The organism is Pseudomonas pergaminensis (genome assembly GCF_024112395.2).
In the GTDB taxonomy this organism is placed as follows: Bacteria; Pseudomonadota; Gammaproteobacteria; order Pseudomonadales; family Pseudomonadaceae; genus Aquipseudomonas; species Aquipseudomonas pergaminensis.
In genome coordinates, this window is the sequence record NZ_CP078013.2 from 595,037 (window position 1) to 618,782 (window position 23,746).

The 23,746-nt window shown below is 61.1% G+C and carries 18 protein-coding genes, 2 tRNA genes and 2 pseudogenes; 18 read left to right on the forward strand and 4 right to left on the reverse strand.

Going from position 1 to position 23,746, the window contains the following annotated elements; genetic code table 11:
- Positions 1–10 precede the first annotated feature (10 nt).
- The 11 genes and pseudogenes from KUA23_RS02645 to KUA23_RS30195 form a co-directional block, all read left to right on the forward strand.
- Entirely contained in the window at positions 11–1,432 is a 1,422-nt protein-coding gene (locus KUA23_RS02645) for an N-acetylmuramoyl-L-alanine amidase (RefSeq protein ID WP_078046600.1), read from the forward strand.
- Positions 1,432–3,348: a DNA mismatch repair endonuclease MutL gene (mutL, locus tag KUA23_RS02650; protein ID WP_099493507.1), complete on the forward strand. Its 1,917-nt coding sequence runs from the start codon at positions 1,432–1,434 to the stop codon at positions 3,346–3,348. The genes KUA23_RS02645 and mutL overlap by 1 nt, the downstream gene beginning before the upstream one ends.
- Entirely contained in the window at positions 3,348–4,319 is a 972-nt protein-coding gene (gene miaA / locus KUA23_RS02655) for a tRNA (adenosine(37)-N6)-dimethylallyltransferase MiaA (protein ID WP_078046602.1), read from the forward strand. Before mutL ends, miaA begins: the two co-directional genes overlap by 1 nt.
- A 94-nt stretch (positions 4,320–4,413) precedes the next feature.
- On the forward strand, positions 4,414–4,674 hold the full coding sequence (gene hfq, locus KUA23_RS02660) for an RNA chaperone Hfq (RefSeq protein WP_028615514.1): 261 nt from the start codon (positions 4,414–4,416) through the stop codon (positions 4,672–4,674).
- Positions 4,675–4,686: 12 nt separating this feature from the next.
- A complete protein-coding gene (hflX, locus tag KUA23_RS02665; protein ID WP_016976905.1) occupies positions 4,687–5,988 on the forward strand; it encodes a ribosome rescue GTPase HflX in 1,302 nt (433 codons plus the stop codon).
- 96 nt (positions 5,989–6,084) lie between these two features.
- The gene (hflK, locus tag KUA23_RS02670; RefSeq protein ID WP_028615515.1) at positions 6,085–7,260 is read left to right on the forward strand and encodes an FtsH protease activity modulator HflK; all 1,176 of its coding nucleotides are present in this window, start codon (positions 6,085–6,087) and stop codon (positions 7,258–7,260) included.
- A complete protein-coding gene (gene hflC, locus KUA23_RS02675; protein ID WP_078046603.1) occupies positions 7,260–8,126 on the forward strand; it encodes a protease modulator HflC in 867 nt (288 codons plus the stop codon). Before hflK ends, hflC begins: the two co-directional genes overlap by 1 nt.
- Before the next feature lie 294 nt (positions 8,127–8,420).
- Positions 8,421–9,608: an ATP phosphoribosyltransferase regulatory subunit gene (locus KUA23_RS02680; protein WP_034105702.1), complete on the forward strand. Its 1,188-nt coding sequence runs from the start codon at positions 8,421–8,423 to the stop codon at positions 9,606–9,608.
- A 54-nt stretch (positions 9,609–9,662) separates the two neighbouring features.
- Positions 9,663–10,952 carry an adenylosuccinate synthase gene (locus tag KUA23_RS02685; protein WP_078046604.1) on the forward strand — a complete coding sequence of 430 codons (1,290 nt, stop codon included), beginning with the start codon at positions 9,663–9,665 and terminating at the stop codon, positions 10,950–10,952.
- A 1,115-nt stretch (positions 10,953–12,067) separates the two neighbouring features.
- Positions 12,068–12,121, forward strand: a pseudogene (locus tag KUA23_RS30190) (hypothetical protein); the annotation flags it as partial.
- A gap of 399 nt (positions 12,122–12,520) precedes the next feature.
- Positions 12,521–13,027 (forward strand): annotated as a pseudogene (locus KUA23_RS30195) (methyl-accepting chemotaxis protein); the annotation flags it as partial.
- Between the two features lie 93 nt (positions 13,028–13,120).
- Here the strand turns inward: KUA23_RS30195 and KUA23_RS02695 are convergent.
- From KUA23_RS02695 to KUA23_RS02710, 4 genes are all read right to left on the reverse strand, one after another.
- Complete coding sequence (locus tag KUA23_RS02695; RefSeq protein ID WP_252993410.1) at positions 13,121–14,686, reverse strand: ABC transporter permease; 1,566 nt, start codon at positions 14,684–14,686, stop codon at positions 13,121–13,123.
- Positions 14,686–15,711 (reverse strand): iron ABC transporter substrate-binding protein, encoded by a 1,026-nt coding sequence (locus KUA23_RS02700; protein WP_100491620.1) that lies wholly within the window; start codon positions 15,709–15,711, stop codon positions 14,686–14,688. Before KUA23_RS02700 ends, KUA23_RS02695 begins: the two co-directional genes overlap by 1 nt.
- A 145-nt stretch (positions 15,712–15,856) precedes the next feature.
- Positions 15,857–15,943, reverse strand: a tRNA-Leu gene (locus tag KUA23_RS02705).
- A gap of 152 nt (positions 15,944–16,095) precedes the next feature.
- Positions 16,096–16,182, reverse strand: a tRNA-Leu gene (locus KUA23_RS02710).
- A gap of 225 nt (positions 16,183–16,407) precedes the next feature.
- On the opposite strand from KUA23_RS02710, the gene rnr reads away from it, so the two are divergent.
- The 7 genes from rnr (at position 16,408) to dnaB (ending at position 23,691) form a co-directional block, all read left to right on the forward strand.
- Positions 16,408–19,044 (forward strand): ribonuclease R, encoded by a 2,637-nt coding sequence (gene rnr / locus KUA23_RS02715; protein WP_252993411.1) that lies wholly within the window; start codon positions 16,408–16,410, stop codon positions 19,042–19,044.
- Entirely contained in the window at positions 19,041–19,799 is a 759-nt protein-coding gene (gene rlmB, locus KUA23_RS02720; protein WP_078046609.1) for a 23S rRNA (guanosine(2251)-2'-O)-methyltransferase RlmB, read from the forward strand. The genes rnr and rlmB overlap by 4 nt, the downstream gene beginning before the upstream one ends.
- Positions 19,800–20,106: 307 nt before the next feature.
- The gene (gene rpsF / locus KUA23_RS02725) at positions 20,107–20,529 is read left to right on the forward strand and encodes a 30S ribosomal protein S6 (protein WP_003236224.1); all 423 of its coding nucleotides are present in this window, start codon (positions 20,107–20,109) and stop codon (positions 20,527–20,529) included.
- Between the two features lie 28 nt (positions 20,530–20,557).
- Positions 20,558–20,788, forward strand: coding sequence for a 30S ribosomal protein S18 (gene rpsR, locus KUA23_RS02730; RefSeq protein ID WP_002551829.1), 231 nt, complete (start codon positions 20,558–20,560; stop codon positions 20,786–20,788).
- A 36-nt stretch (positions 20,789–20,824) separates the two neighbouring features.
- On the forward strand, positions 20,825–21,718 hold the full coding sequence (locus KUA23_RS02735) for a YybS family protein (protein ID WP_078046610.1): 894 nt from the start codon (positions 20,825–20,827) through the stop codon (positions 21,716–21,718).
- A gap of 18 nt (positions 21,719–21,736) precedes the next feature.
- The gene (rplI, locus tag KUA23_RS02740) at positions 21,737–22,183 is read left to right on the forward strand and encodes a 50S ribosomal protein L9 (RefSeq protein ID WP_003171376.1); all 447 of its coding nucleotides are present in this window, start codon (positions 21,737–21,739) and stop codon (positions 22,181–22,183) included.
- A gap of 110 nt (positions 22,184–22,293) precedes the next feature.
- Positions 22,294–23,691: a replicative DNA helicase gene (dnaB, locus tag KUA23_RS02745; protein WP_025857358.1), complete on the forward strand. Its 1,398-nt coding sequence runs from the start codon at positions 22,294–22,296 to the stop codon at positions 23,689–23,691.
- The last annotated feature ends 55 nt before the right edge of the window (positions 23,692–23,746 follow it).

Consider the following 23,746-nt stretch of genomic DNA (forward strand, 5'->3'; position numbering starts at 1 on the left):
GGGGTTAGGTATGCGCTTTCGCGCGTTGGTTGCTGTCGTGGGGGTGTTGCTTGCGGCAATGACTGTCAATGCTCTGGCTGCTTCTCAGGTAAAGAGTGTTCGCCTGTGGCGAGCGCCGGATAACACGCGACTGGTGTTCGACCTGTCTGGCCCGGTCCAGCACAGCGTCTTTACCCTCACGTCGCCTGATCGCCTGGTGATCGACATCAACGGCGCGACCCTGGCCGCGCCGTTGAAAGTCTCCACCGCCAATACCCCGATTACCGCGATGCGCTCGGCCCAGCGCACGCCCACCGACTTGCGCGTGGTGATCGACCTGAAAAAAGTCGTGACCCCGAAAAGCTTCTCCCTGGCGCCCAACGCCCAGTACGGCAACCGGCTGGTGGTCGACCTGTTCGACAACGCCGCCGATGCCGCGCCTCCGCCCGCGCCAACCCCGAGCGTGGCCACGGTGCCGGCGGTGCCGGTCAACCCGTCGCAACCGCAGGTCAAGCTGCCACCGCCGCCACCGGCCCCGGCCGGCAAGCGTGACATCATCGTAGTGATCGACGCCGGCCACGGCGGTGAAGATCCGGGCGCTTCCGGCTCACGCGGCCAGCATGAAAAAGACGTGGTGCTGGCCATCGCTCGCGAACTGCAGCGCCAGGTCAATGGCATGAAAGGCTATCGCGCCGAGCTGACCCGTACCGGCGACTACTTCATCCCCTTGCGCGGCCGTACCGAAATCGCCCGCAAGAAAGGCGCCGATCTGTTTGTGTCGATCCACGCCGACGCCGCACCGTCGACCGCAGCCTTTGGTGCCTCGGTGTTTGCCCTGTCGGATCGCGGTGCTACCTCCGAGACCGCGCGTTGGCTGGCTGACAGTGAAAACCGCTCCGACTTGATCGGCGGGGCCGGCAACGTGTCCCTCGATGACAAGGACAAAATGCTCGCCGGCGTGCTGCTCGACCTGTCGATGACTGCTTCGCTGACGTCCAGCTTGAACGTGGGCCAGAAGGTGCTGAGCAACATCGGCCGGGTCACCTCGCTGCACAAGCAGCGTGTGGAGCAGGCCGGGTTCATGGTGCTGAAATCGCCGGATATCCCATCGATCCTGGTGGAAACCGGGTTTATCTCCAATTCCAACGAAGCCTCGAAGCTGGCCAGTGCCAGTCACCAGCAGGCGCTGGCGCGTTCGATCAGCGCCGGTATCCGCCAGTTCTTCCAGCAGAACCCGCCGCCGGGCACTTACATCGCCTGGCTGCGTGATTCGGGGAAAATCGCCCAGGGCCCGCGTGACCATCGCGTGCAGCCAGGCGATACCCTGGCCATGCTGGCGGTACGTTTCCAGGTGTCCGCCGCTACCTTGCGCAGCGCGAATAACCTGAAGACGGATGAACTGAAGGTTGGCCAGGTGCTGACTATCCCTGGCACTGAATTGGCGGCGCAGTAATGAGTGAATCACTCCTGAACAGCGGATCGCGCATTGAACTGCTGAGCCCGCGCCTCGCCAACCAGATTGCGGCAGGCGAGGTGGTCGAGCGCCCCGCATCGGTGATCAAGGAACTGCTGGAAAACAGCATCGACTCCGGCGCCAAGCGCATCGACGTCGATGTGGAGCAGGGCGGCGTCAAGCTGTTGCGCGTGCGCGACGATGGCAGCGGCATTTCCGCCGATGACCTGCCGCTGGCTCTGGCGCGTCACGCCACCAGCAAGATTCGCGACCTGGAAGACCTTGAACGGGTGATGAGCCTGGGGTTTCGCGGTGAGGCCCTGGCCTCCATCAGCTCCGTAGCCCGCCTGACTCTCACGTCCCGCACCCGCAGTGCCGAACAGGCCTGGCAAGTGGAAACCGAAGGCCGCGACATGGCGCCTCGGGTCCAGCCGGCGGCGCACCCAGTCGGGACGTCGGTGGAAGTGCGCGACCTGTTCTTCAACACCCCGGCGCGGCGCAAATTCCTCAAGGCCGAAAAGACCGAATTCGATCACCTGCAAGAAGTCATCAAGCGCCTGGCCCTGGCTCGCTTCGACGTGGCCTTCCACCTGCGCCACAACGGCAAGACCATCCTCAGCCTGCATGAGGCCAATGATGACGCCGCGCGAGCGCGCCGTGTGTCGGCGATTTGCGGCGCGGGCTTTTTAGAGCAAGCGCTGCCCATTGAAATCGAACGCAACGGCTTGCGGCTGTGGGGCTGGGTCGGGTTGCCGACGTTCTCCCGCAGCCAGGCGGACTTGCAGTACTTCTTTGTGAATGGCCGTGCGGTGCGCGACAAACTGGTGGCCCACGCGGTGCGCCAGGCGTATCGCGACGTGCTGTTCAACGGGCGCCACCCGACGTTTGTGCTGTTTTTCGAGGTCGACCCGTCGGTGGTGGACGTCAACGTGCACCCGACCAAACACGAAGTGCGCTTCCGCGACGGACGCATGGTGCATGACTTCCTCTATGGCACCTTGCACCGCACCCTGGGCGATGTGCGCCCGGATGATCAGTTGTCAGCGCCAATTGTCACGGCGGTGGTTCGGCCCAGCGGCCCGGAAGCCGGCGAATTCGGCCCCCAGGGCGAAATGAGCCTGGCGGCCAACCTGCTGCAATCGCCGCAGCCGCAACCGTCGTATACCGCGCCAGGTTCTGGTTCTGGCTCGGGTTACCAGTACCAATACACCCCGCGCCCACAGTCGACGGTGCCAGTGGCCGAGGCCCAGGCGGCCTATCGCGAATTTTTTGCGCCGCTGCCGGGGGCCGAGCCGGGGGCGCCTGTCGCCTTGCCGGAGGGCGGTGGAGATATTCCGCCGTTGGGTTACGCGCTGGCCCAGCTCAAGGGTATCTACATCCTGGCGGAAAACGCCCACGGCCTGGTGCTCGTGGATATGCACGCCGCCCACGAGCGGATCATGTACGAGCGCCTCAAGATTGCCATGGCCAGTGAAGGCCTCAGCGGCCAGCCACTGCTGGTGCCGGAGTCCTTGGCGGTCAGCCAGCGCGAGGCCGATTGCGCTGAAGAGCACCACAGTGTGTTCCAGAAGCTGGGCTTTGAATTGCAGCGCCTGGGCCCGGAAACCCTGGCCATCCGCCAGATTCCCGCCCTGCTCAAACAGGCCGAGGCCAACCGCCTGGTCGCTGACGTGCTGGCGGACCTGATGGAATACGGCACCAGTGACCGTATCCAGGCGCACATCAACGAACTGCTCGGCACCATGGCCTGCCACGGCGCCATTCGCGCCAATCGACGCCTGGCCTTGCCGGAAATGAACGGCTTGCTGCGCGACATGGAAAACACCGAGCGCAGCGGGCAATGCAACCATGGCCGACCGACCTGGACCCAAATGGGCCTGGACGATCTGGACAAACTCTTCCTGCGCGGCCGTTGATGAGTGCCTTGCCCCCCGCGATCTTCCTGATGGGCCCCACGGCCGCCGGCAAGACCGACCTGGCCATCGAGCTGACCAAGGTGCTGCCGTGCGAGCTGATCAGTGTCGACTCTGCCCTGGTTTACCGGGACATGGACATCGGCACCGCCAAGCCCTCCAAGGCATTGCTGGCCCAGTATCCGCACCGCCTGATCGACATCATCGACCCGGCGCAGAGCTACTCGGCGGCGGATTTTCGCAACGACGCCCTGGCCGCCATGGCCGACATCACCGCGCGGGGCAATATTCCGCTGCTGGTGGGCGGCACAATGCTCTATTACAAGGCTTTGCAGGAAGGCCTGGCGGATATGCCGCCAGCCGACGCCCAGGTGCGCGCCGAGCTTGAGGAAGAGGCTGCATGCCTTGGCTGGCAAGCCCTGCACGACCAGTTGGCAGCCATCGACCCAGTATCCGCCGCGCGTATTCACCCCAATGATCCCCAGCGCCTTTCGCGTGCGTTGGAAGTCTGGCGTGTGAGCGGGCAGACCATGACTGAACATCGGCTGAAACAAAGTGCGCAAAGTGCTGACGCAGGCGCATCTGGACAGTCACAATTGCCCTATACTGTGGCGAATCTGGCCATCGCTCCGGCAAATCGCCAGGTGCTGCATGAACGAATTGCACAAAGATTCACAATTATGTTGGAACAGGGGTTTGTGGACGAGGTCGTAGCTCTGCGTTCCAGAGGTGACCTGCATCCAGGGTTACCTTCGATACGTGCCGTAGGCTACCGCCAAGTCTGGGATCATCTGGATGGCAAGCTGACGTCAGCCGAAATGCAGGAGCGCGGCATCATTGCCACGCGCCAATTGGCGAAACGCCAGTTCACCTGGTTGCGCAGCTGGAGCGATTTGCACTGGCTGGACAGCCTGGACAGCGACAATCTGTCACGCGCCTTGAAATACTTGGGAACGGTCTCCATATTGAGCTGAGTCCTTGCAATTGCCGTCTATCCTTGGGGGTGTGACGGCCATAAGCTATCTATTTTCCGATTTTTTATTATTGATCCTTAAAGGAGTGCGGCACATGTCAAAAGGGCATTCGCTACAAGACCCTTACTTGAATACTTTACGTAAAGAGAAAGTGGGGGTTTCCATCTACCTGGTCAACGGTATCAAGCTGCAAGGCACGATCGAGTCGTTCGACCAGTTCGTGATCCTGCTGAAAAACACCGTCAGTCAGATGGTCTACAAGCACGCTATCTCGACAGTCGTCCCTGTTCGTCCAATCCGTCTGCCTAGCGCAGCAGGTGATGATGCAGTTGACGCTGAGCCAGGTAACGCCTGATAGGAGTCTCCTTTGTTCTTTGAGCGCCACGGTGGTGGTGAGCGAGTAATCCTCGTTCACTTGGATGGACAGGACCCTGAGGCGCGCGAAGATCCGCAGGAGTTTCAGGAGTTGGCAAATTCGGCCGGCGCCGAGACCGTTGCGTTTTTTAACGTACCGCGTCATCGGCCAACCGCCAAATTCCTGATAGGCAGCGGCAAGGTCGAGGAACTGCGCGACCTGGTCCACGCCGAAGAAGCCGATCTGGTGATCTTCAATCACGTCCTCACGCCCAGTCAGGAACGTAACCTCGAACGAGTCTTCGAGTGTCGCGTGATCGACCGTACCGGTCTGATTCTCGATATTTTTGCCCAGCGCGCCCGTACCCATGAAGGCAAGCTCCAGGTTGAACTGGCCCAGCTTGACCACATGAGCACCCGGCTGGTCCGCGGCTGGACTCACCTTGAGCGCCAGGGTGGCGGTATCGGCATGCGCGGCCCGGGTGAAACCCAGCTCGAAACCGACCGACGCCTGCTGCGGGTGCGCCTGCGCCAGATCAAGGGCCGTCTCGAGAAAGTCCGCAGCCAGCGCGAGCAATCGCGGCGCGGCCGTACTCGGGCGGATATCCCTACCGTGTCCCTGGTGGGCTATACCAACGCCGGCAAATCCACGCTCTTCAACAACGTGACGAAGTCGGACGTGTACGCGGCCGATCAACTGTTCGCCACCCTCGACCCGACCCTGCGCCGTCTGGACCTGGACGACCTGGGGCCGATTGTCCTGGCCGATACCGTGGGTTTCATTCGTCACTTGCCGCACAAGCTGGTCGAGGCATTTCGGTCTACGCTCGAAGAGTCGAGCAATTCCGACCTGCTGTTGCACGTGATCGATGCGGCCGAACCGGATCGCATGTTGCAGATAGAACAGGTAATGCTGGTGCTGGGCGAGATTGGTGCCCAGGACTTGCCGATCCTCGAGGTCTATAACAAACTCGATTTGCTTGAAGGCGTTGAGCCACAAATCCAGCGCGATGAGAACGGCAAGCCCCAGCGGGTCTGGTTGTCGGCGCGTGATGGCAGTGGTCTTGAGTTGCTTGAACAAGCCATTGCCGAGCTGCTCGGCGGCGATTTGTTCGTCGGCACCTTGCGCTTGCCCCAGCGTTTTGCTCGACTGCGTGCACAGTTTTTTGAGTTGGGCGCGGTACAGAAAGAAGAACACGACGAAGAAGGTGTCAGCTTGCTGGCCGTTCGATTGCCGCGCTCGGAGCTGAATCGGCTGGTCAGTCGTGAAGGCGTGGTACCGACGGAGTTTATCGAACAACACACTTTGCAATAAAAGCCTCCTAAAGCGGTTGTGCCGCAGTGGCAGGCATTCTGTAGCATTGGTCGGCGCGCCGTGGGTGCGTCTTTGCTTTATCAGATGGAGAGCGCTATGGCTTGGAATGAGCCGGGTGGCAACTCGAATAATCAGGATCCTTGGGGTGGTAAACGCCGCAATAATGGCGACCGCAAGGGGCCACCAGATCTCGACGAGGCCTTCCGAAAGCTGCAGGAAAGCCTGAATGGGTTGTTCGGTGGTGGAAAAAAACGTGGTGGTGACGACGGCGGTCGCACAAGCAAGGGCGGTGGCTATGGCCTGCTGGGCCTGGGTCTTGTCGTGCTGGCGGCCGTCTGGCTGTACAGCGCCGTTTACGTGGTGGACGAGCAGGAGCAGGCCGTGGTGCTGCGCTTCGGCAAGTACTACGAGACCGTCGGCCCGGGCTTGAACATCTATTTCCCGCCGATCGACAAGAAGTACATGGAGAACGTCACGCGTGAGCGTGCCTACACCAAGCAGGGCCAGATGCTGACCGAAGACGAGAACATCGTCGAAGTGCCGCTGACCGTGCAGTACAAGATCAGCAACCTGCAGGACTTCGTGCTGAACGTCGACCAGCCGGAAATCAGCCTGCAACACGCTACCGAAAGCGCCCTGCGCCACGTCGTTGGTTCTACCGCGATGGACCAGGTGCTGACCGAAGGTCGTGAGTTGATGGCCAGCGAGATCAAGGAGCGGCTGCAACGGTTCCTCGATACCTATCGCACCGGTATCACCGTCACCCAGGTGAACGTACAGAGCGCAGCGGCACCGCGCGAAGTGCAGGAAGCCTTCGATGACGTGATCCGTGCCCGTGAAGACGAGCAGCGTTCGCGCAACCAGGCTGAAACCTACGCCAACGGCGTCGTGCCGGAAGCCCGTGGTCAGGCCCAGCGCATCCTCGAGGATGCCAACGGCTACCGCGACGAAGTGGTCTCCCGCGCCAAGGGTGAGGCGGACCGTTTCACCAAGCTGGTCGCCGAGTACCGCAAGGCGCCGGAAGTCACGCGTGAACGTCTGTACCTGGACACCATGCAGGAAGTCTTCAGCAACACCAGCAAGGTTCTCGTGACCGGCAGCAAAGGTGGGCAGAACAACCTGCTGTACCTGCCGCTGGACAAGATGATCGAAGGTGGTCGTAGCAGCACCAGCGCACCGTCCACCGGTTCCAATGCCGCTGCCAACGAAGCGAGCGCCCGTGCGGCCGCTGACTTGCTGCAACAGCAAACACGTACCAGGGAGAGTCGTTGATGAGCAATAAATCGCTGACCGCCCTGATTGTGGGCGTCGTCGTGGTCATCGCTGCCTGGAACTGCTTCTACATCGTGGCTCAGACCGAGCGTGCGGTGCTGCTGCAATTCGGTCGCGTGGTCCAGGCAGATGTCCAGCCGGGCCTGCATGTGAAAGTTCCCTACGTCAACCAGGTGCGCAAGTTCGACGCCCGCCTGATGACCCTGGATGCTCCGACACAGCGCTTCCTGACCCTGGAAAAGAAAGCCGTGATGGTTGACGCCTACGCCAAGTGGCGCGTCAAGGATGCCGAGCGCTTCTACACCGCGACCTCCGGCCTCAAGCAGATTGCTGACGAGCGCTTGTCGCGTCGTCTGGAATCGGGCCTGCGTGACCAATTTGGTAAGCGCACCCTGCACGAGGTGGTTTCCGGTGAGCGTGACGCGCTGATGGCTGACATCACGCGTTCGTTGAATTCGATGGCGGAAAAAGAGCTGGGTATCGAGGTTGTCGATGTCCGGGTCAAGGCCATCGACCTGCCGAAGGAAGTGAACCGCAGCGTGTTCGAGCGCATGAGCACCGAGCGTGAGCGTGAAGCCCGTGAGCACCGCGCCAAGGGTAACGAGCTGGCTGAAGGTATCCGTGCGGATGCCGACCGTCAGCGCCGTGTACTGCTGGCCGAAGCCTATCGCGAGTCTGAAGAGGCCCGTGGTGATGGCGATGCTCAAGCTGCGGCGATCTACGCCAAGGCCTACGGCCAGGACCAGGAGTTCTACGCGTTCTACCGTAGCCTGCGTGCCTACCGTGAAAGCTTCGCGAACAAAACCGACGTCATGGTGCTGGACCCAAGCAGCGACTTCTTCCGCTACCTGGAAAAGTCCAAGTAACCAGCCTGTGATTCTGTAGGTGTCATCTCCGTCGGGCGGCTAAAACGCCTGGCGGGGTGATCCTTTCGGAAAACGGGTGTATGATGCGGCAGCCGGGAAATTCCCGGCTTTTTTGCGTCTGCATGTTTGATTCGGCAGGCGTGACAGGTTTTTCGAGGAAAGTGCCCGACGAGGCCGTTTGCAGGCCATTCGTCACGTCGCTCTTGCGCGTGGTTTATGCAGGGGGCGGGTATTTTCTGCTTCACTCAAGGCTCGGCCGAGGGCTGGCCGCCCGGATCATAGGGGAATGGCGTAATGGCAACGGTAGACCGCTGGCTGCTGCCAGATGGCATCGAAGAAGTACTGCCACCAGAAGCTGCGCGCATTGAAGTAGCGCGTCGCCAGGTGTTGGATCTGTTCCAGAGCTGGGGTTACGAGTTTGTCGTGACCCCCCATATCGAGTACTTGGAATCGCTGCTGACCGGCGCGGGCCAGGACCTGGATCTGCGCACCTTCAAGGTCATCGACCCGCAATCGGGCCGGCAAATGGGTTTCCGTGCCGACATCACGCCGCAAGTGGCGCGCATCGATGCGCACACCCTGCGCCGTGAAGGTCCGAGCCGTCTGTGCTACGCAGGTAGCGTGCTGCATGCACAGCCGCGCGCGTTGTCGTCGTCCCGTAGCCCGATCCAGTTGGGCGCCGAGTTGTACGGCGATGCCAGCCCAAGCAGCGACGTCGAAGTGATTAGCTTGATGCTGGCCATGCTGCAACTGGCCGACGTGCCGGATGTCCACATGGACCTGGGTCATGTCGGTATCTACCGTGGCCTGGCCCGTGCGGCCGGTTTGTCTGGTGAAGTCGAACAACAGCTGTTCGATGCCCTGCAGCGCAAGGCTATCGATGAAGTCATCGCCTTGACCGCTGGCGTGCCTGCCGATCTGGCCGACATGCTGCGCGCACTGGTGAACCTGTGTGGCGGCCGTGAAGTGCTGGTCGCTGCCCGTGAGCGCCTGGCCAATGCGCCGGCACCGGTCTTGGCTGCACTGGACGACGTGCTGGCGATTGCCGAGCAGTTGTCGGCGCGCTTCCCGGAGCTGCCGCTGTACTTTGACCTGGGTGAGTTGCGTGGCTACCACTACCACACCGGTGTGGTGTTTGCCGTATTTGTACCGGGTGTTGGCCAGGCCATCGCCCAAGGCGGTCGTTATGACGATATCGGCGCCGACTTCGGTCGTGCGCGTCCGGCCACCGGCTTTTCCACCGATTTGAAAACCCTGGTGACCCTGGGGCGTGCTGAGGTCGAGCTGCCGTCTGGTGGCATTTGGATGCCCGACAGTACGGACGCAGCACTCTGGCAGCAGGTTTGCCAGTTGCGCAGTGAGGGTCAGCGTGTTGTCCAGGCCTTGCCTGGCCAGCCATTGGCCGCCGCCCGTGAAGCGGACTGCGACCAGCAATTGATTCTGCAGAACGGGCTTTGGCAAGTATCGCCACTGGCTTCTTGAGTTTTCCTGCCGGCCATCGCCGGCACCAAGTTTGCGCGAATGAGGACAAGTGTTATGGGTAAGAATGTCGTAGTCCTGGGCACCCAATGGGGTGATGAGGGCAAAGGCAAGATCGTTGATCTGCTGACCGAACATGCTGCCGCCGTAGTGCGCTACCAAGGTGGCCACAACGCTGGCCACACCCTGGTCATCGATGGCGAAAAAACCGTCTTGCACCTGATCCCGTCGGGTGTACTGCGCGAAGGCGTGCAGTGCCTGATCGGCAACGGTGTGGTAGTTGCACCGGATGCCCTGCTGCGCGAGATCACCAAGCTGGAAGAGAAAGGCGTACCGGTGCGCGAGCGCCTGCGTATCAGCCCGTCCTGCCCGCTGATCCTGTCCTTCCACGTTGCGCTGGACCAGGCCCGTGAAAAGGCCCGTGGCGAGCTGAAGATCGGTACCACCGGTCGCGGCATCGGCCCGGCCTACGAAGACAAGGTCGCACGTCGTGGCCTGCGTGTGGGCGACCTGCTCAACATGCCGCGCTTCGAAGACAAGCTGCGTGAGCTGGTGGATTACCACAACTTCATGCTGGTGGGTTACTACAAAGAGCCCGCCATCGAGTTCGAAAAGACCCTGGCCGAGTGCAAGGAATACGCCGAGCTGCTCAAGCCGCTGATGCTGGACGTGACCGCTGAGCTGCACGACCTGCGTCGTGCTGGCAAAGACATCATGTTCGAAGGCGCCCAAGGCTCGCTGCTGGACATCGATCACGGCACCTACCCGTACGTGACCAGCTCCAACACGACTGCTGGTGGCGTTGCGACCGGTTCGGGCGTGGGCCCGATGTTCCTGGACTACATTCTGGGCATCACCAAGGCTTACACCACGCGCGTAGGTTCGGGTCCGTTCCCGACTGAGCTGTTCGACGAAGTCGGCGCTCACCTGGCCAAGCAAGGTCACGAATTCGGCGCGACCACCGGCCGTGCTCGTCGTTGTGGCTGGTTCGACGCCGTTATCCTGCGTCGCGCTATCGACGTCAACAGCATCTCGGGCATCTGCCTGACCAAGCTGGACGTACTCGACGGCCTGGAAACCATCAACATCTGCATCGGCTACAAAGATGCAGAAGGCAAGGACGTTGCTCCGACCGACGCTGACAGCTACGTGGGCCTGCAGCCTGTGTACGAAGAAGTGCCGGGCTGGTCCGAATCGACCGTGGGCGCCAAGACCCTGGAAGAGCTGCCAGCCAATGCTCGTGCTTACATCAAGCGAGTTGAAGAGCTGATCGGTGCGCCGATTGACATTATTTCGACAGGTCCGGACCGCAACGAAACCATCGTTCTGCGTCACCCGTTCGCTTAATAAGCTGTTGATGTAAAAAGCAAAGGGCTCCTTCGGGAGCCCTTTGTCGTTTCTGCCGCCTGGGCGGCACGACCCTTGCTTTGCTTCTCTCTTTCGCGGTGCTATCAAATTAATGGCACCCGTGGTGGAGGGATTCTCAGATGTCTGCCGTTCTCTCATTGTTACAAAGCCGTCTGTTGCGGCCGGTGTTCGTTACCCTAGGTATCGCTCTTTTGGTGCAAGTGCTGGTGGCGGTTGCCCTCACACGTAGCACGGTCTCGGCGCTGGAAGCCGATTTAGGCAATCGACTGAGTGTCGACAGCCAGAAACTGTCTGGCGAACTGGCGCAGGCGGGCAAGGAAGTCACGTCTAGCCTGGAGAGCCTGTCTACCAGTACGCGTCAGCGTCTGACGGCAGGGCTTTCGACCCGCCTGCAGGAAGAGCAGAAGCAACTGCGTGCGACCCTGGAAAAAGACCTGCAGGACTCCGCCAATGATATGGCGCAACTGCTGGCCTCGGTGGCGCCCCGTGCCATGTGGGACAGCGACGTGCCGACGCTGTCGGAGTTCGCCCGGCGTGCCCAGCGCAATCCCAACGTGTTGTTCGTGGTCTATGACGACGCCGCGGGCGAGCATCTGACCCGCTACCTGAACCGGGAAAACCCGATCAACCAGGCATTGCTGGCAAAAGGCGCGGGTGAGCGTGCGCTGGATAAAGTACTCGACGCGGCCAAGAGCGACCCTGCTGTCTACTACGTCGAAGCGTCCATCAGCCCCAATGGGGTCGAGATCGGCAAGGTGCGCATGGGGGTTTCGACCGCGTCGGTTGAGGCTGACCTGCAGGCGCTCGACAAGCGTTTCGCGGCGCTGATCGCCAGCGGTGATCAGTTGGTCGGCGATAGCCTCAAAGGCGCGGCGGCCGACAGTGCTGCCGCCATGGGCGCCCGCCTGCAATCCGCGCAGGCGACGGCCACCCAGATGACGGCCAACACCACCAGCGCCGTCCAGGACGCTGCTGGCACGTTGCGCTGGCGCATCGGCATGGGGCTCGCGCTGGTTGGCTTGGGCGTATTGCTGTTGATCGCCATCGTGCTGGGCCGCCGTGTGGTCAACCGTCTGAAGTTGCTGATCGCAGCCATGGACGACCTGGCGGCAGGCGAGGGCGACCTCACCAAGCGCGTGCAGATCAGCAGCAAGGACGAAATTGGCGACATGGCCTCGGCGGTCAATCGCTTTGTGGATAAGTTGCAGCCGATCGTGCGCGAGGCGGGCGATGTGGCCCAGCGTACCGGCGTGGAAATTGGTGCCATGACCTTGCGCAATGCCGGTGCTGACGCAGCAGCCGGTTTGCAGCGCGATGAAGTGGCCGAAAGCCTGCGCGCACTCTCGCAAATGGCCGACGAGGCGCAGGCCGAAAGCCATGCGATGCAGGCGGCGTTGCAGCAGGTGGTGGACATCCGCCAGGCCACGGATGAGAACTCGCGCACTTCAGCCGAAGTCGGCGGCCTGATCGAAGCGTTGGCAGGCCAGGTGCAGGCAGGGTCCCAGGTGATTGAACGCCTGGCCCAGCAAAGCGAGCAGATCGAGGTGGTGTTGACCGTCATTCATGGCATCGCCGAGCAAACCAACCTGCTGGCACTCAATGCGGCAATCGAAGCGGCCCGTGCCGGCGAGACCGGGCGCGGCTTTGCCGTGGTGGCGGACGAAGTGCGGGCGCTGGCGAGCAAGACCCAAAGCTCCACCGGTGATATCCAGGCGCATATCGTGGCGTTGCAGCAAGGCGCGCGCGAAGCAGTGGAAACCATCGGCAAGGCTGGGCGCCAGGCTAACGAAGGTTTGCTGGTGCTGCGCGACAGCGTGCGTTTGCAGCAGACGGTGCAGGCCTCGGTGGAGCAGGTGCATGCGGCGATTGGCTTGGCCACGCGCGCGGCTGAGCATCAGGCCCAGGGCGCCCATGCGGTGCGTGGTCGCGTTGAAGTGATCCACGCTCAGGCTGAGCGTGCTGCGCAGGCGGTGGTGGAGACGACGGCCAGTGGCAAGGTGCTGGATGGGTTGGCGGCGCAATTGAAGGCAAGCCTGGGGCAGTTCCGGGCCTAGCATCGCCTGTTCCGGCGTCATCGCGGGCAAGCCCGGCTCCCACCTTGGAATGCATTCCAAGTGTGGGACTCGGGCTTGCCGGCGATAGCGCTCTCAGCGGCTCAGATACATCCGGGTCGTCAGCAGGTACACCGGCAACCCCGACACCAGAATCAACAACGCCGCATAGGGCGCCGCCGCCGCAAATTCCACATTCGAAGTGTGCGCCCACACCGCCGTCGCCAAGGTATTCAACCCCGTCGGGCTGAGCAGCAGCGTCGCCGTCAATTCCTTCATCGCATCCAGGAACACCAGCGCAAACGCCGCGCCCAACGCTGGGAAGATGATCGGCAGCGTCACCCGGCAAAACGCGCTGAACGATGAAGCGCCGAGCGTGCGCGCGGCTTCTTCCAGTTGCGGGGCGGCCTTGTTCAAGGCGGTGCGAATCGGCGCCTGGGCCAATGGCAGAAACAACAGCGCATAAGCAATCAACAGCAATGCCGAAGTCTGGTACAGCGCCGGCACGTAGTGCAGCGCGAAGTACACCAGGGTCAGCGCAATCACCAGGCCGGGCAGCGCATGCAGCAGGTACGGCAAGCGTTCAGCCCAAATCGCCAGTTGGCCTTTGTAGCGCACCACCAATAACCCCACCGGTACCGCCAGCACCAGGCACAGTGCGGCGCCGCCCAGCGAAAGTGCCAGGGAAGACAGCAACGCCTCACCGATCTCGGCCACCGGAAACGCAGCTGACGAACCGACTGCCAGCCAATACCCGAGCATGCCCAGCGGAATGCCGCTGCCGATGATCGCCAATGCCAGGCAATACACCTGGCCCAGTGGCGCCCACTTGCCCAGTCGAACCTGCTCGGCATGCCGCGCCGCGCCCTGGCCGATTCGCACATGCCGGCCCTTGCCGCGTACGCGCAGCTCCAGCCACAGCAGCGTCAGGCACATCACCAGCAGCACCGCCGACAGCATCGCGGCATTCGCGTTGCTGAATTCCAGTTCGAATTGCTGGTAGATCGCGGTGGTAAATGTCTGCAACCCGATGATCGACAGTGCGCCGAATTCCACCAGCATGTGCAGCGCGATCAACAGTGCGCCGGCCAGCAGCGACGGCCACAGCAGAGGCAAAGTGATGCGAAAGAATACGCCCCACCGGTTCAGTCCCAGGGTGCGGGCGGATTCTTCCAGGGAGGGATCAAGATTGCGCAATGTTGCCGCCACCGGCAAAAACACCAGCGGGTACTTGGACAGGCTCATCACCAGGATCGCCCCGCCCAGCCCTTCGAAGTTGGCGCTCAGGGACACCCAGGTGAAGCTGCTGACAAACGCCGGCACCGCAAACGGGAGGCACAGGATCACGCCCCAGATGCGCCGCCCCGGCAGGTTACTGCGTTCCAGCAGCCAGGCCAGGGACAAGCCAATCACGCCACACGCCACCGTCACCCCGACCATCAGCGCCAAGGTGTTGCGCAGCAGCCCGAACACATACGGCCGCCAAAGCAGGTGCACCGCCTCCGCCCAGCCAGCTTGCCAGGCTTTGAGCCCGACATAGGCCAGTGGCAGCAGGCTCAAGCCCACCAGGAACACTACGGGCAGCAACAGCCAGATCGAAGGGCGCTTGCGCCTTGGGCGCAACCCCCCACGCAAGGCGGGGGCGGGTAGCGATGGGTTCATCAGTTCAAGCCAACGTCACGTTCCAGGTCCAGGGCTTCTTCGGCATTGCCCAGGTCCGCTGGGGTGACTTTCGGCGGTTGCAGCTCGCTGAAAGGCTTCAGGCCGCGGTTCGATTCCATACCCTTGCGCAGCGGGTATTCGGCCGAGGTGTTAGTGATCACGCGCTGGCCTTCTTCACTGGCCATGAATGCGAGCAATTGCTGGGCTTCCTTGGGATGCTTGCTGGATTTCAGCGCCGCAGCCGAAGACACCGTGATCAAGCCGCCGGCGTCGCCATTGGTGAAGTAGTGCAGTTTGGAATCCAGGTTGGTCTTTTCTTTCTTCAAGGCGAACCAGTAGTAGTTGTTTACCAATACGGTGGCCACTTCGCCGTTTTCGACGGCTTTCAGCGCAACCATGTTGTTGCTGTACACCTTGCCGAAGGCGCGCAGGCCGGTCAGCCATTCTTCAGCCGCTTCGCGACCGTGCAGCTTGATGATCGCCACGGCCTGTTCCTGGAATGCGCCGCTGGTCGGCACGAAGCCGACCTTGCCTTGCCACTCGGGGCCGGCGAAATCCAGTACCGATTTCGGCAGGTCTTTTTCAGCAATCAGCTTCGGGTTGAAGGCGACGACGCGGGTGCGTGCGGTCACGCCCATCCAGTCGCCATTGGCACCCACGTAATCCTTGGGCAATACGTCGAGGGTGCTGGCGTCGATCTTGGCCAGCAGGCCTTGCTCGCCGAGTTTGTTCAGCGGGGGCGATTCTTCGGTGTAGATCACGTCGGCAGGGGAGCGGTCACCTTCTTCGACAACCTGGCTGGCCAGCTGGTTGCTGCTGCCTTTGCGCACGTTGACGTGAATGCCGGTCTTGGCCTCAAAGGCCTTGGCGAGTTCATCGCCGACTTCTTTGTGTTGGCCGTTGTACAAGGTCAGGGACACCTTGTCGGCGGAATAGGCGCTGGGTGAAAGCAGGGTCAGGCCGAGCAGAGTGATGGTCAGGCCACGCAGAAGGGATGTCTTGAGACGGGTATCGCGGATCATCATCCGGGGTGTTCCTCACTTGAGTGCAACAAATCATTGCAAGGATAAACGATAAAACTTCTCAAGTGCGGTGCAGGGGGGAAATTGCTGGCGGAGTTTTTAAACGCCAGAAACGAAAAAACCCGCTTTCGCGGGTTTGATCTGAATTTGGTGCCCAGGAGAAGACTCGAACTTCCACGACCTTGCGATCACCAGCACCTGAAGCTGGCGTGTCTACCAATTTCACCACCTGGGCATTATCAGCAGCGCTTGCGCTGTTGATGGAACGAACTATACGGAGGGCTTTTTGATCTGTAAACCCCTGATTCGAAAAAATAAATCAAGTTTTCCGTTAAAAATCAAAGGCCTGAATCGAAAAAACCCGCTTTCGCGGGTTTAATCTGAATTTGGTGCCCAGGAGAAGACTCGAACTTCCACGACCTTGCGATCACCAGCACCTGAAGCTGGCGTGTCTACCAATTTCACCACCTGGGCATTATCCGACAACGTTGCCGTCGTCGATGGCGCGCACTATACGGAGGCGATTTCAAGCTGTAAAGCCCTGCTATGAAAAAAGCCTGGAAAATTTCACCAATGGTCGTGCAAGGTGCGCGCAGGGGGCTGCAAAGGGCTTTTAAAAGCTTGTTGACGTCTGAAATTTCCCGTTTCAATACGCGTATGCCAAACTAACCCGCATATAGACAAGGTGAAAACTCTCTAATGGCCGATTGGCAGTCCCTCGATCCCGAGGCCGCTCGTGAAGCGGAAAAATATGAAAACCCTATTCCTAGCCGCGAACTGATCCTGGCGCATCTCGCCGATCGGGGTTCGCCTGCTAGCCGCGAGCAGTTGGTTGAAGAATTCGGTCTGACCACCGAAGACCAGCTCGAAGCCCTGCGCCGCCGCCTGCGCGCCATGGAGCGCGACGCACAACTGATCTACACCCGCCGCGGCACCTATGCGCCCGTGGACAAGCTCGACCTGATCCTCGGCCGCATCGCCGGCCACCGTGACGGCTTCGGCTTCCTGATCCCGGACGACGGCAGTGACGACCTGTTCATGAGCCCGGCGCAAATGCGCCTGGTGTTCGATGGCGACCGTGCCCTGGCCCGTGTTTCCGGCCTGGACCGTCGTGGTCGCCGTGAAGGCGTGATCGTCGAAGTGGTGTCCCGTGGTCACGAGACCATCGTGGGTCGCTACTTCGAAGAAGGTGGCATCGGTTTTGTCGTTCCGGATAACCCCAAGGTGCAGCAGGAAGTGCTGATCACCCCGGGCCGCAACGCCAACGCCAAGGTCGGTCAGTTCGTCGAGGTGAAAATCACCCACTGGCCAACCCCGCGGTTCCAGCCGCAGGGCGATGTGATCGAAGTGGTCGGCAACTACATGGCGCCGGGCATGGAAATCGATGTTGCGCTACGCACCTACGACATTCCTCACGTATGGCCTGAAGCCGTCGTGAAAGAAGCGCGCAAGCTCAAGCCTGAAGTCGAGGAGAAGGACAAGGAGAAGCGCATCGACCTGCGCCATCTGCCGTTCGTCACCATCGACGGCGAAGACGCCCGCGACTTCGACGATGCCGTCTACTGCGAAGCCAAGCCGGGCAAGCTGCGCCTGTTCTCCGGCGGCTGGAAGTTGTTCGTGGCAATTGCCGACGTCTCCAGCTACGTGAAGATCGGTTCGGCTCTGGACAACGAAGCCCAGGTGCGTGGCAACTCGGTGTACTTCCCGGAGCGCGTGATCCCGATGCTGCCGGAAGAGCTGTCCAACGGCCTGTGCTCGCTGAACCCGAAAGTCGACCGTTTGGCCATGGTGTGCGAGATGACTATCTCGAAAACCGGCGAAATGACCGATTACCAGTTCTACGAAGCGGTGATCCACTCCCAGGCCCGCCTGACCTACAACAAGGTCAGCACCATCCTGGAACAGCCGAAAACCAGCGAAGCCAAAGCCTTGCGCGGCGAGTACGGCCATGTCGTGCCGCACCTCAAGCAGCTTTACGCGCTGTACAAGGTGTTGTTGGGTGCCCGTCACGTGCGTGGCGCGATCGATTTTGAAACGCAGGAAACCCGGATTGTCTTCGGTTCCGAACGCAAGATCGCCGCGATCACCCCAACAACGCGCAACGACGCGCACAAGCTGATCGAGGAGTGCATGCTGGCGGCCAACGTGGCCACGGCTGAATTCCTGAAGAAGCACGAGATCCCTGCGCTATACCGTGTGCACGACGGTCCGCCGCCGGAGCGCCTGGAAAAATTGCGCGCCTTCCTCGGCGAGCTCGGTTTGTCCCTGCACAAGGGCAAGGACGGCCCGACGCCGAAGGACTACCAGGCTCTGCTGGCCAGCATCAAGGATCGTCCGGATTACCATGTGATCCAGACCGTCATGCTGCGTTCCCTGAGCCAGGCTGTGTACAGCGCCGACAACCAGGGCCACTTCGGTCTGAATTACGAGGCGTACACCCACTTCACCTCGCCGATCCGCCGTTACCCGGACCTGCTCACGCACCGTGCAATCCGCAGCGTGATCCACTCCAAGCAGAACACTCCGCACGTCAAGCGTGCCGGTGCCATGACCATTCCGAAGGCACGGATCTATCCGTACGACGAAGCGGCCCTGGAGCAGTTGGGCGAGCAATGCTCCATGAGCGAGCGCCGTGCCGACGAAGCCACCCGCGACGTGGTGAACTGGCTCAAGTGCGAGTTCATGAAAGACCGCGTAGGCGAGTCGTTCCCGGGTGTGATCACTGCCGTGACCGGCTTTGGTTTGTTTGTGGAACTGACCGACATCTACGTCGAAGGCTTGGTGCACGTTACCGCCTTGCCGGGTGACTACTACCACTTCGACCCTGTGCATCACCGCCTGGCGGGCGAGCGCACCGGTCGCAGCTTCCGTCTGGGTGACACCGTGGAAGTGCAGGTCATGCGCGTCGACCTCGACGAGCGCAAGATCGACTTCGGCATGCCAGATAAACCCGCTGAAGCGCCGGGCAGTCGTAAAAAACGCGGCAGCGAAAGCGCAGCGCCGACCTCGAAGGGCAAAGGCGCGCCTGCGAAAGCAGCTGCCGCCGAGCCTGCACCGGCCAAGGCCGGTCGCCGTTCGTCGGCCAAGGACAAGGCCCCTGAGGCTTACCGCCCAAGCGACGCCGCGGCGAAAAACGCCGAGCTGCGCAAGAGCCGCGAGTTGAAGCAGCAGTTGCTCAACGAAGCCAAAAGCGGTGGTAAAGCGGCGTCTGGGGGAAAGTCCCACGGGGCGGAAAAGCCGTCGAGCAAGCCAAGTAAACACCGTAAAGGCCCGCCCAAAGCGGGTTCGGCCCCCGCCAAAAGCGGCGGGTCGCGCAAACCTAAGGCCAAGTCATGAGTCTGGAAAAAATCTACGGCGTCCACGCCGTAGAAGCACTGCTGCGTCATCACCCCAAGCGCGTCAAGCAAGTGTGGCTGGCCGAAGGCCGCAGCGAGCCGCGCGTGCAAGCGCTGGTCGAGCTGGCCACCCAAAACAAGGTTGCCATCGGCCAGGCCGAGCGTCGTGAAATGGACGTGTGGGTCGAGGGCGTCCACCAAGGCGTGGTCGCCGACGTAAGCCCGAGCCAGGTCTGGGGCGAGGCGATGCTCGATGAGCTGCTCGATCGCACCGAAGGCGCGCCGCTGCTGCTGGTGCTGGACGGCGTGACCGACCCGCATAACCTGGGCGCGTGCCTGCGTTCGGCGGATGCTGCCGGTGCGCTGGCGGTGATCGTGCCCAAGGACAAGTCGGCCACCCTGACGCCGGTCGTGCGTAAAGTCGCCTGTGGCGCGGCGGAAGTGATTCCGTTGGTGGCCGTGACCAACCTCGCGCGCACCCTGGAAAAACTCCAGCAGCGCGGCCTGTGGGTCGTGGGCACGGCAGGGGAGGCGGAGGTCAGCATTTATGACCAGGACCTCACCGGCCCGACCATCCTGATCATGGGCGCCGAAGGCAAAGGCATGCGCCGCCTGACCCGTGAACATTGCGATTACCTGGTGCACCTGCCGATGGCTGGTAGCGTCAGCAGCCTCAACGTGTCGGTCGCAACGGGCGTCTGCCTGTTCGAAGCCCAGCGCCAGCGTGGCGCCAAAAAGGCTGTGAAGAAGGGCTGATAACAACGCAGTACGCTGTGGGAGCCGGGCTTGCCCGCGATGACGGTGTAACAGTCAACAGAGATGTTGCCAGTACCGCCGCCATCGCAGGCAAGCCAGCTCCCACAGTTGTTTGGCGTCTATGCGGCGGCTGCGCTGTTCAAATAATCACCAATCACCTTGCACGCTTCCTCCCCCTTCTCTACAATTGCGCCCCTTGCCTTCCTGGCAGGCACCGATGTGCCTCCCTGCGGCAAGATCCATAAGTGTCATTCACTCCTTGTCTGACCGTTTTTGAGCGGCAGGCTACAACCCGTAAGGAGCATTCATGCGTCATTACGAAATCATCTTTTTGGTCCACCCGGATCAAAGCGAGCAAGTCGGCGGCATGGTTGAGCGTTACACCAAGCTGATCGAAGAAGACGGCGGCAAAATCCACCGTCTGGAAGATTGGGGCCGTCGTCAACTGGCCTACGCAATCAACAATGTTCACAAGGCTCACTACGTGATGCTGAACGTTGAGTGCACTGGCAAGGCCCTGGCCGAGCTGGAAGACAACTTCCGCTACAACGATGCAGTGATCCGTAACCTGGTCATCCGTCGCGAAGAAGCCGTTACCGGCCAATCCGAGATGCTCAAGGCTGAAGAAAACCGCAGTGAGCGCCGTGAGCGTCGCGACCGTCCTGAGCACGAAGGCGCTGATAGCGCTGATAGTGATGACAGCGACAACAGCGATAACGCTGACGAGTAATCCACGGACCTTTTAAGGAGCCTATCAAATGGCACGTTTCTTCCGTCGTCGTAAATTCTGCCGCTTCACCGCTGAAGACGTGAAAGAGATCGATTACAAAGATCTCAACACTCTGAAAGCCTACGTATCCGAGACCGGCAAAATCGTTCCAAGCCGTATCACCGGTACCAAAGCACGTTATCAGCGTCAGCTGGCCACCGCTATCAAGCGCGCCCGCTTCCTGGCCCTGCTGGCCTACACCGACAGCCACGGCCGCTGAGACCGGGCAGTCGACAAGTAGTAAGGGATTGAATGCATGCGCGCCTTAGCTGAGTTCATCATGCGCGGTCGCGTGCAGGCCACTCTGGTAGTGGCTGGATGTGCAGCATTGCCGTTGTTGTATTGGTTGGGTGCTGCCGCTGGATGCCTTGTGCTCCTGCGGCGCGGTTTGCAGGATGCCGTTGGTGTCCTGGCCCTGGGAGTGCTGGCCGCCTTGATCTGGTGGCTGCAACTGGGCGAACCCAAGGTGCTTCTGGTGCTGCTGGGGTCGTCGAGCCTTGCGTTGGTTTTGCGCGCAAGTGAGTCCTGGGTCCGCACGCTGCTGGTCAGCGTGGCATTGGGGTTGGTGTTTTCGGTGTTGATTGACGCGGCTTTCCGCCCGCAGATCGAGGCGCTGTCGCAAGAGATCGTCAAGATCCTGCCGATGGCCCTCGGGGAACTCTACCAGCAGCTGTCGGTAGAAGAGCGAGCGCGACTGGCAACACTGATTGCACCGGCCCTGATCGGCCTGATGGCGGTAATGATGCAGATCGTCAGTTTGCTGAGCCTGATGCTTGGGCGATATTGGCAGGCGTTGTTGTACAACCCGGGTGGTTTTGGTCGCGAGTTTCGCAGTATCAGAATCCCCGTGGGCCCGGCGATGTTGCTGCTGGCACTCATGGTGGTCGGACCGTACTTCGGTTCACATGCCACCTTGCTGATGCTGTTTTGCAGCGTACCGCTGGTGTTTTCCGGACTGGCCCTGATTCACGGGCTGGTCGCGCAGAAGCGCCTGGCCAGGTTCTGGCTGGTGGGGATGTACGTAACGATGCTGGTGTTCATGCAGCTGATCTATCCGTTACTCGTGGTTTTGGCCATTGTCGACGGCCTGATTGATTTTCGCGGTCGTCTGGCGCCGAAAGACGCCGATAACGCGAACGGTGAAGGTTAAAAGTTAGAGGATTTTCACATGCAACTGATCCTTCTGGAAAAAGTCGCCAACCTGGGCAACCTGGGCGACAAAGTGAACGTTAAGGCCGGCTACGGTCGTAACTACCTGCTGCCATACGGCAAAGCCACCGCTGCAACCGCTGCCAACCTGGCTGCGTTTGAAGAGCGTCGTGCTGAGCTGGAAAAAGCAGCAGCAGACAAAAAAGCTTCGGCCGAAACTCGTGCTGCCCAACTGGCTGAGCTGGAAGTGACTATCACTGCCACCGCCGGTGACGAAGGCAAGCTGTTCGGTTCGATCGGCACCCACGACATCGCTGATGCACTGACCGCCTCCGGCGTTGAAGTGCAGAAGAGCGAAGTTCGTCTGCCGAACGGCACCATCCGCAACGTAGGCGAATTCGACGTAGCCGTGCACCTGCACGCCGAAGTTGAAGCCACCGTACGCGTTGTCGTGGTAGCAGCTTAAGCAGCACCTAACTGACTGGCACCCCGCGTGCCAGCCAGTTAACATCGGGCACGATCCTGTTTACAGGTCGTGCCTTTTGTTTTTCTACACACCCCTAATTCCAAGTGGCCATGAACGATATTTCAGCTCCTGAGCAATACGATCTGCAAACCGCTGCCCTGAAGGTGCCGCCGCATTCCATCGAGGCCGAACAGGCCGTGCTCGGTGGTTTGATGCTGGACAACAACGCCTGGGAACGCGTGCTGGATCAAGTCTCGGACGGTGACTTCTATCGCCATGACCACCGCCTGATCTTCCGTGCCATCGCCAAACTGGCCGACCAGAACTCACCGATCGACGTGGTGACGCTGGCCGAGCAGCTAGACAAGGAAGGCCAGACCTCCCAGGTCGGCGGCCTCGGCTACCTGGGCGAGTTGGCAAAAAACACGCCGTCCGTCGCCAACATCAAGGCCTATGCCCAGATCGTTCGCCAGCGGGCCACGTTGCGCCAATTGATCGGCATCAGCACCGAGATCGCCGACAGCGCCTTCAACCCCGAAGGGCGCACGGCCGAAGAAATCCTCGATGAGGCCGAACGCCAGATCTTCCAGATCGCCGAGGCGCGGCCTAAAACCGGCGGCCCGGTAGGCGTCAACGAGCTGTTGACCAAGGCTATCGACCGTATCGACACGCTGTTCAACACCGATGCGGCCATCACCGGTATTTCCACCGGTTATGCCGATCTGGACGAGAAGACCAGCGGCCTGCAGCCCTCCGACTTGATCATCGTCGCCGGCCGTCCATCCATGGGTAAAACCACCTTTGCGATGAACCTGGTGGAAAACGCCGTGCTGCGCAGCGACAAGACGGTGCTGGTGTACTCCCTGGAGATGCCAGGTGAATCGCTGATCATGCGGATGCTCTCGTCTCTGGGGCGTATCGACCAGACCAAGGTGCGTTCCGGCCAGCTGGAAGACGACGACTGGCCGCGCCTGACCTCGGCCGTCAACCTGCTCAACGACCGCAAGCTGTTCATCGATGACACCGCGGGTATCAGCCCCTCGGAAATGCGTGCACGTACCCGCCGCCTGGCGCGTGAGCACGGCGACATCGCGCTGATCATGATCGACTACCTGCAGTTGATGCAGATCCCCGGCTCCAGTGGCGACAGCCGTACCAACGAGATTTCCGAGATTTCCCGGTCTCTCAAGGCCCTGGCCAAGGAATTCAACTGCCCGGTAGTGGCCCTGTCCCAGCTCAACCGCTCCCTGGAGCAACGTCCCAACAAGCGCCCGGTGAACTCCGACTTGCGGGAATCCGGAGCGATCGAGCAGGATGCTGACGTGATCATGTTCGTGTACCGCGACGAGGTGTATCACCCCGAAACCGAGCACAAAGGTATTGCCGAGATCATTATCGGCAAGCAGCGGAACGGCCCGATCGGGTTTATCCGCCTGGCGTTTATCGGCAAGTACACGCGCTTCGAAAACCTTGCGCCGGGCAGCTACAACTTCGATGACGACGAGTAAGTCCCAGCGCCTGTAAGGGCCTCATCGCAGGCAAGTCATCTCCCACACTGATGTG

Excerpts from the sequence above, each read along its gene's own strand:
- hflC (WP_078046603.1), top strand. The coding sequence starts at position 7,260 with ATGAGCAATAAATCGCTGACCGCCCTGATTGTGGGCGTCGTCGTGGTC.
- rlmB (WP_078046609.1), top strand. The coding sequence starts at position 19,041 with ATGAGTCTGGAAAAAATCTACGGCGTCCACGCCGTAGAAGCACTGCTG.
- KUA23_RS02680 (WP_034105702.1), top strand. The coding sequence starts at position 8,421 with ATGGCAACGGTAGACCGCTGGCTGCTGCCAGATGGCATCGAAGAAGTA.
- miaA (WP_078046602.1), top strand. The coding sequence starts at position 3,348 with ATGAGTGCCTTGCCCCCCGCGATCTTCCTGATGGGCCCCACGGCCGCC.
- KUA23_RS02645 (WP_078046600.1), top strand. The coding sequence starts at position 11 with ATGCGCTTTCGCGCGTTGGTTGCTGTCGTGGGGGTGTTGCTTGCGGCA.
- KUA23_RS02685 (WP_078046604.1), top strand. The coding sequence starts at position 9,663 with ATGGGTAAGAATGTCGTAGTCCTGGGCACCCAATGGGGTGATGAGGGC.
- dnaB (WP_025857358.1), top strand. The coding sequence starts at position 22,294 with ATGAACGATATTTCAGCTCCTGAGCAATACGATCTGCAAACCGCTGCC.
- KUA23_RS02700 (WP_100491620.1), bottom strand. The coding sequence starts at position 15,711 with ATGATGATCCGCGATACCCGTCTCAAGACATCCCTTCTGCGTGGCCTG.
- rnr (WP_252993411.1), top strand. The coding sequence starts at position 16,408 with ATGGCCGATTGGCAGTCCCTCGATCCCGAGGCCGCTCGTGAAGCGGAA.
- KUA23_RS02695 (WP_252993410.1), bottom strand. The coding sequence starts at position 14,686 with ATGAACCCATCGCTACCCGCCCCCGCCTTGCGTGGGGGGTTGCGCCCA.
- hflK (WP_028615515.1), top strand. The coding sequence starts at position 6,085 with ATGGCTTGGAATGAGCCGGGTGGCAACTCGAATAATCAGGATCCTTGG.
- hfq (WP_028615514.1), top strand. The coding sequence starts at position 4,414 with ATGTCAAAAGGGCATTCGCTACAAGACCCTTACTTGAATACTTTACGT.
- mutL (WP_099493507.1), top strand. The coding sequence starts at position 1,432 with ATGAGTGAATCACTCCTGAACAGCGGATCGCGCATTGAACTGCTGAGC.
- rpsF (WP_003236224.1), top strand. The coding sequence starts at position 20,107 with ATGCGTCATTACGAAATCATCTTTTTGGTCCACCCGGATCAAAGCGAG.
- rplI (WP_003171376.1), top strand. The coding sequence starts at position 21,737 with ATGCAACTGATCCTTCTGGAAAAAGTCGCCAACCTGGGCAACCTGGGC.
- KUA23_RS02735 (WP_078046610.1), top strand. The coding sequence starts at position 20,825 with ATGCGCGCCTTAGCTGAGTTCATCATGCGCGGTCGCGTGCAGGCCACT.
- rpsR (WP_002551829.1), top strand. The coding sequence starts at position 20,558 with ATGGCACGTTTCTTCCGTCGTCGTAAATTCTGCCGCTTCACCGCTGAA.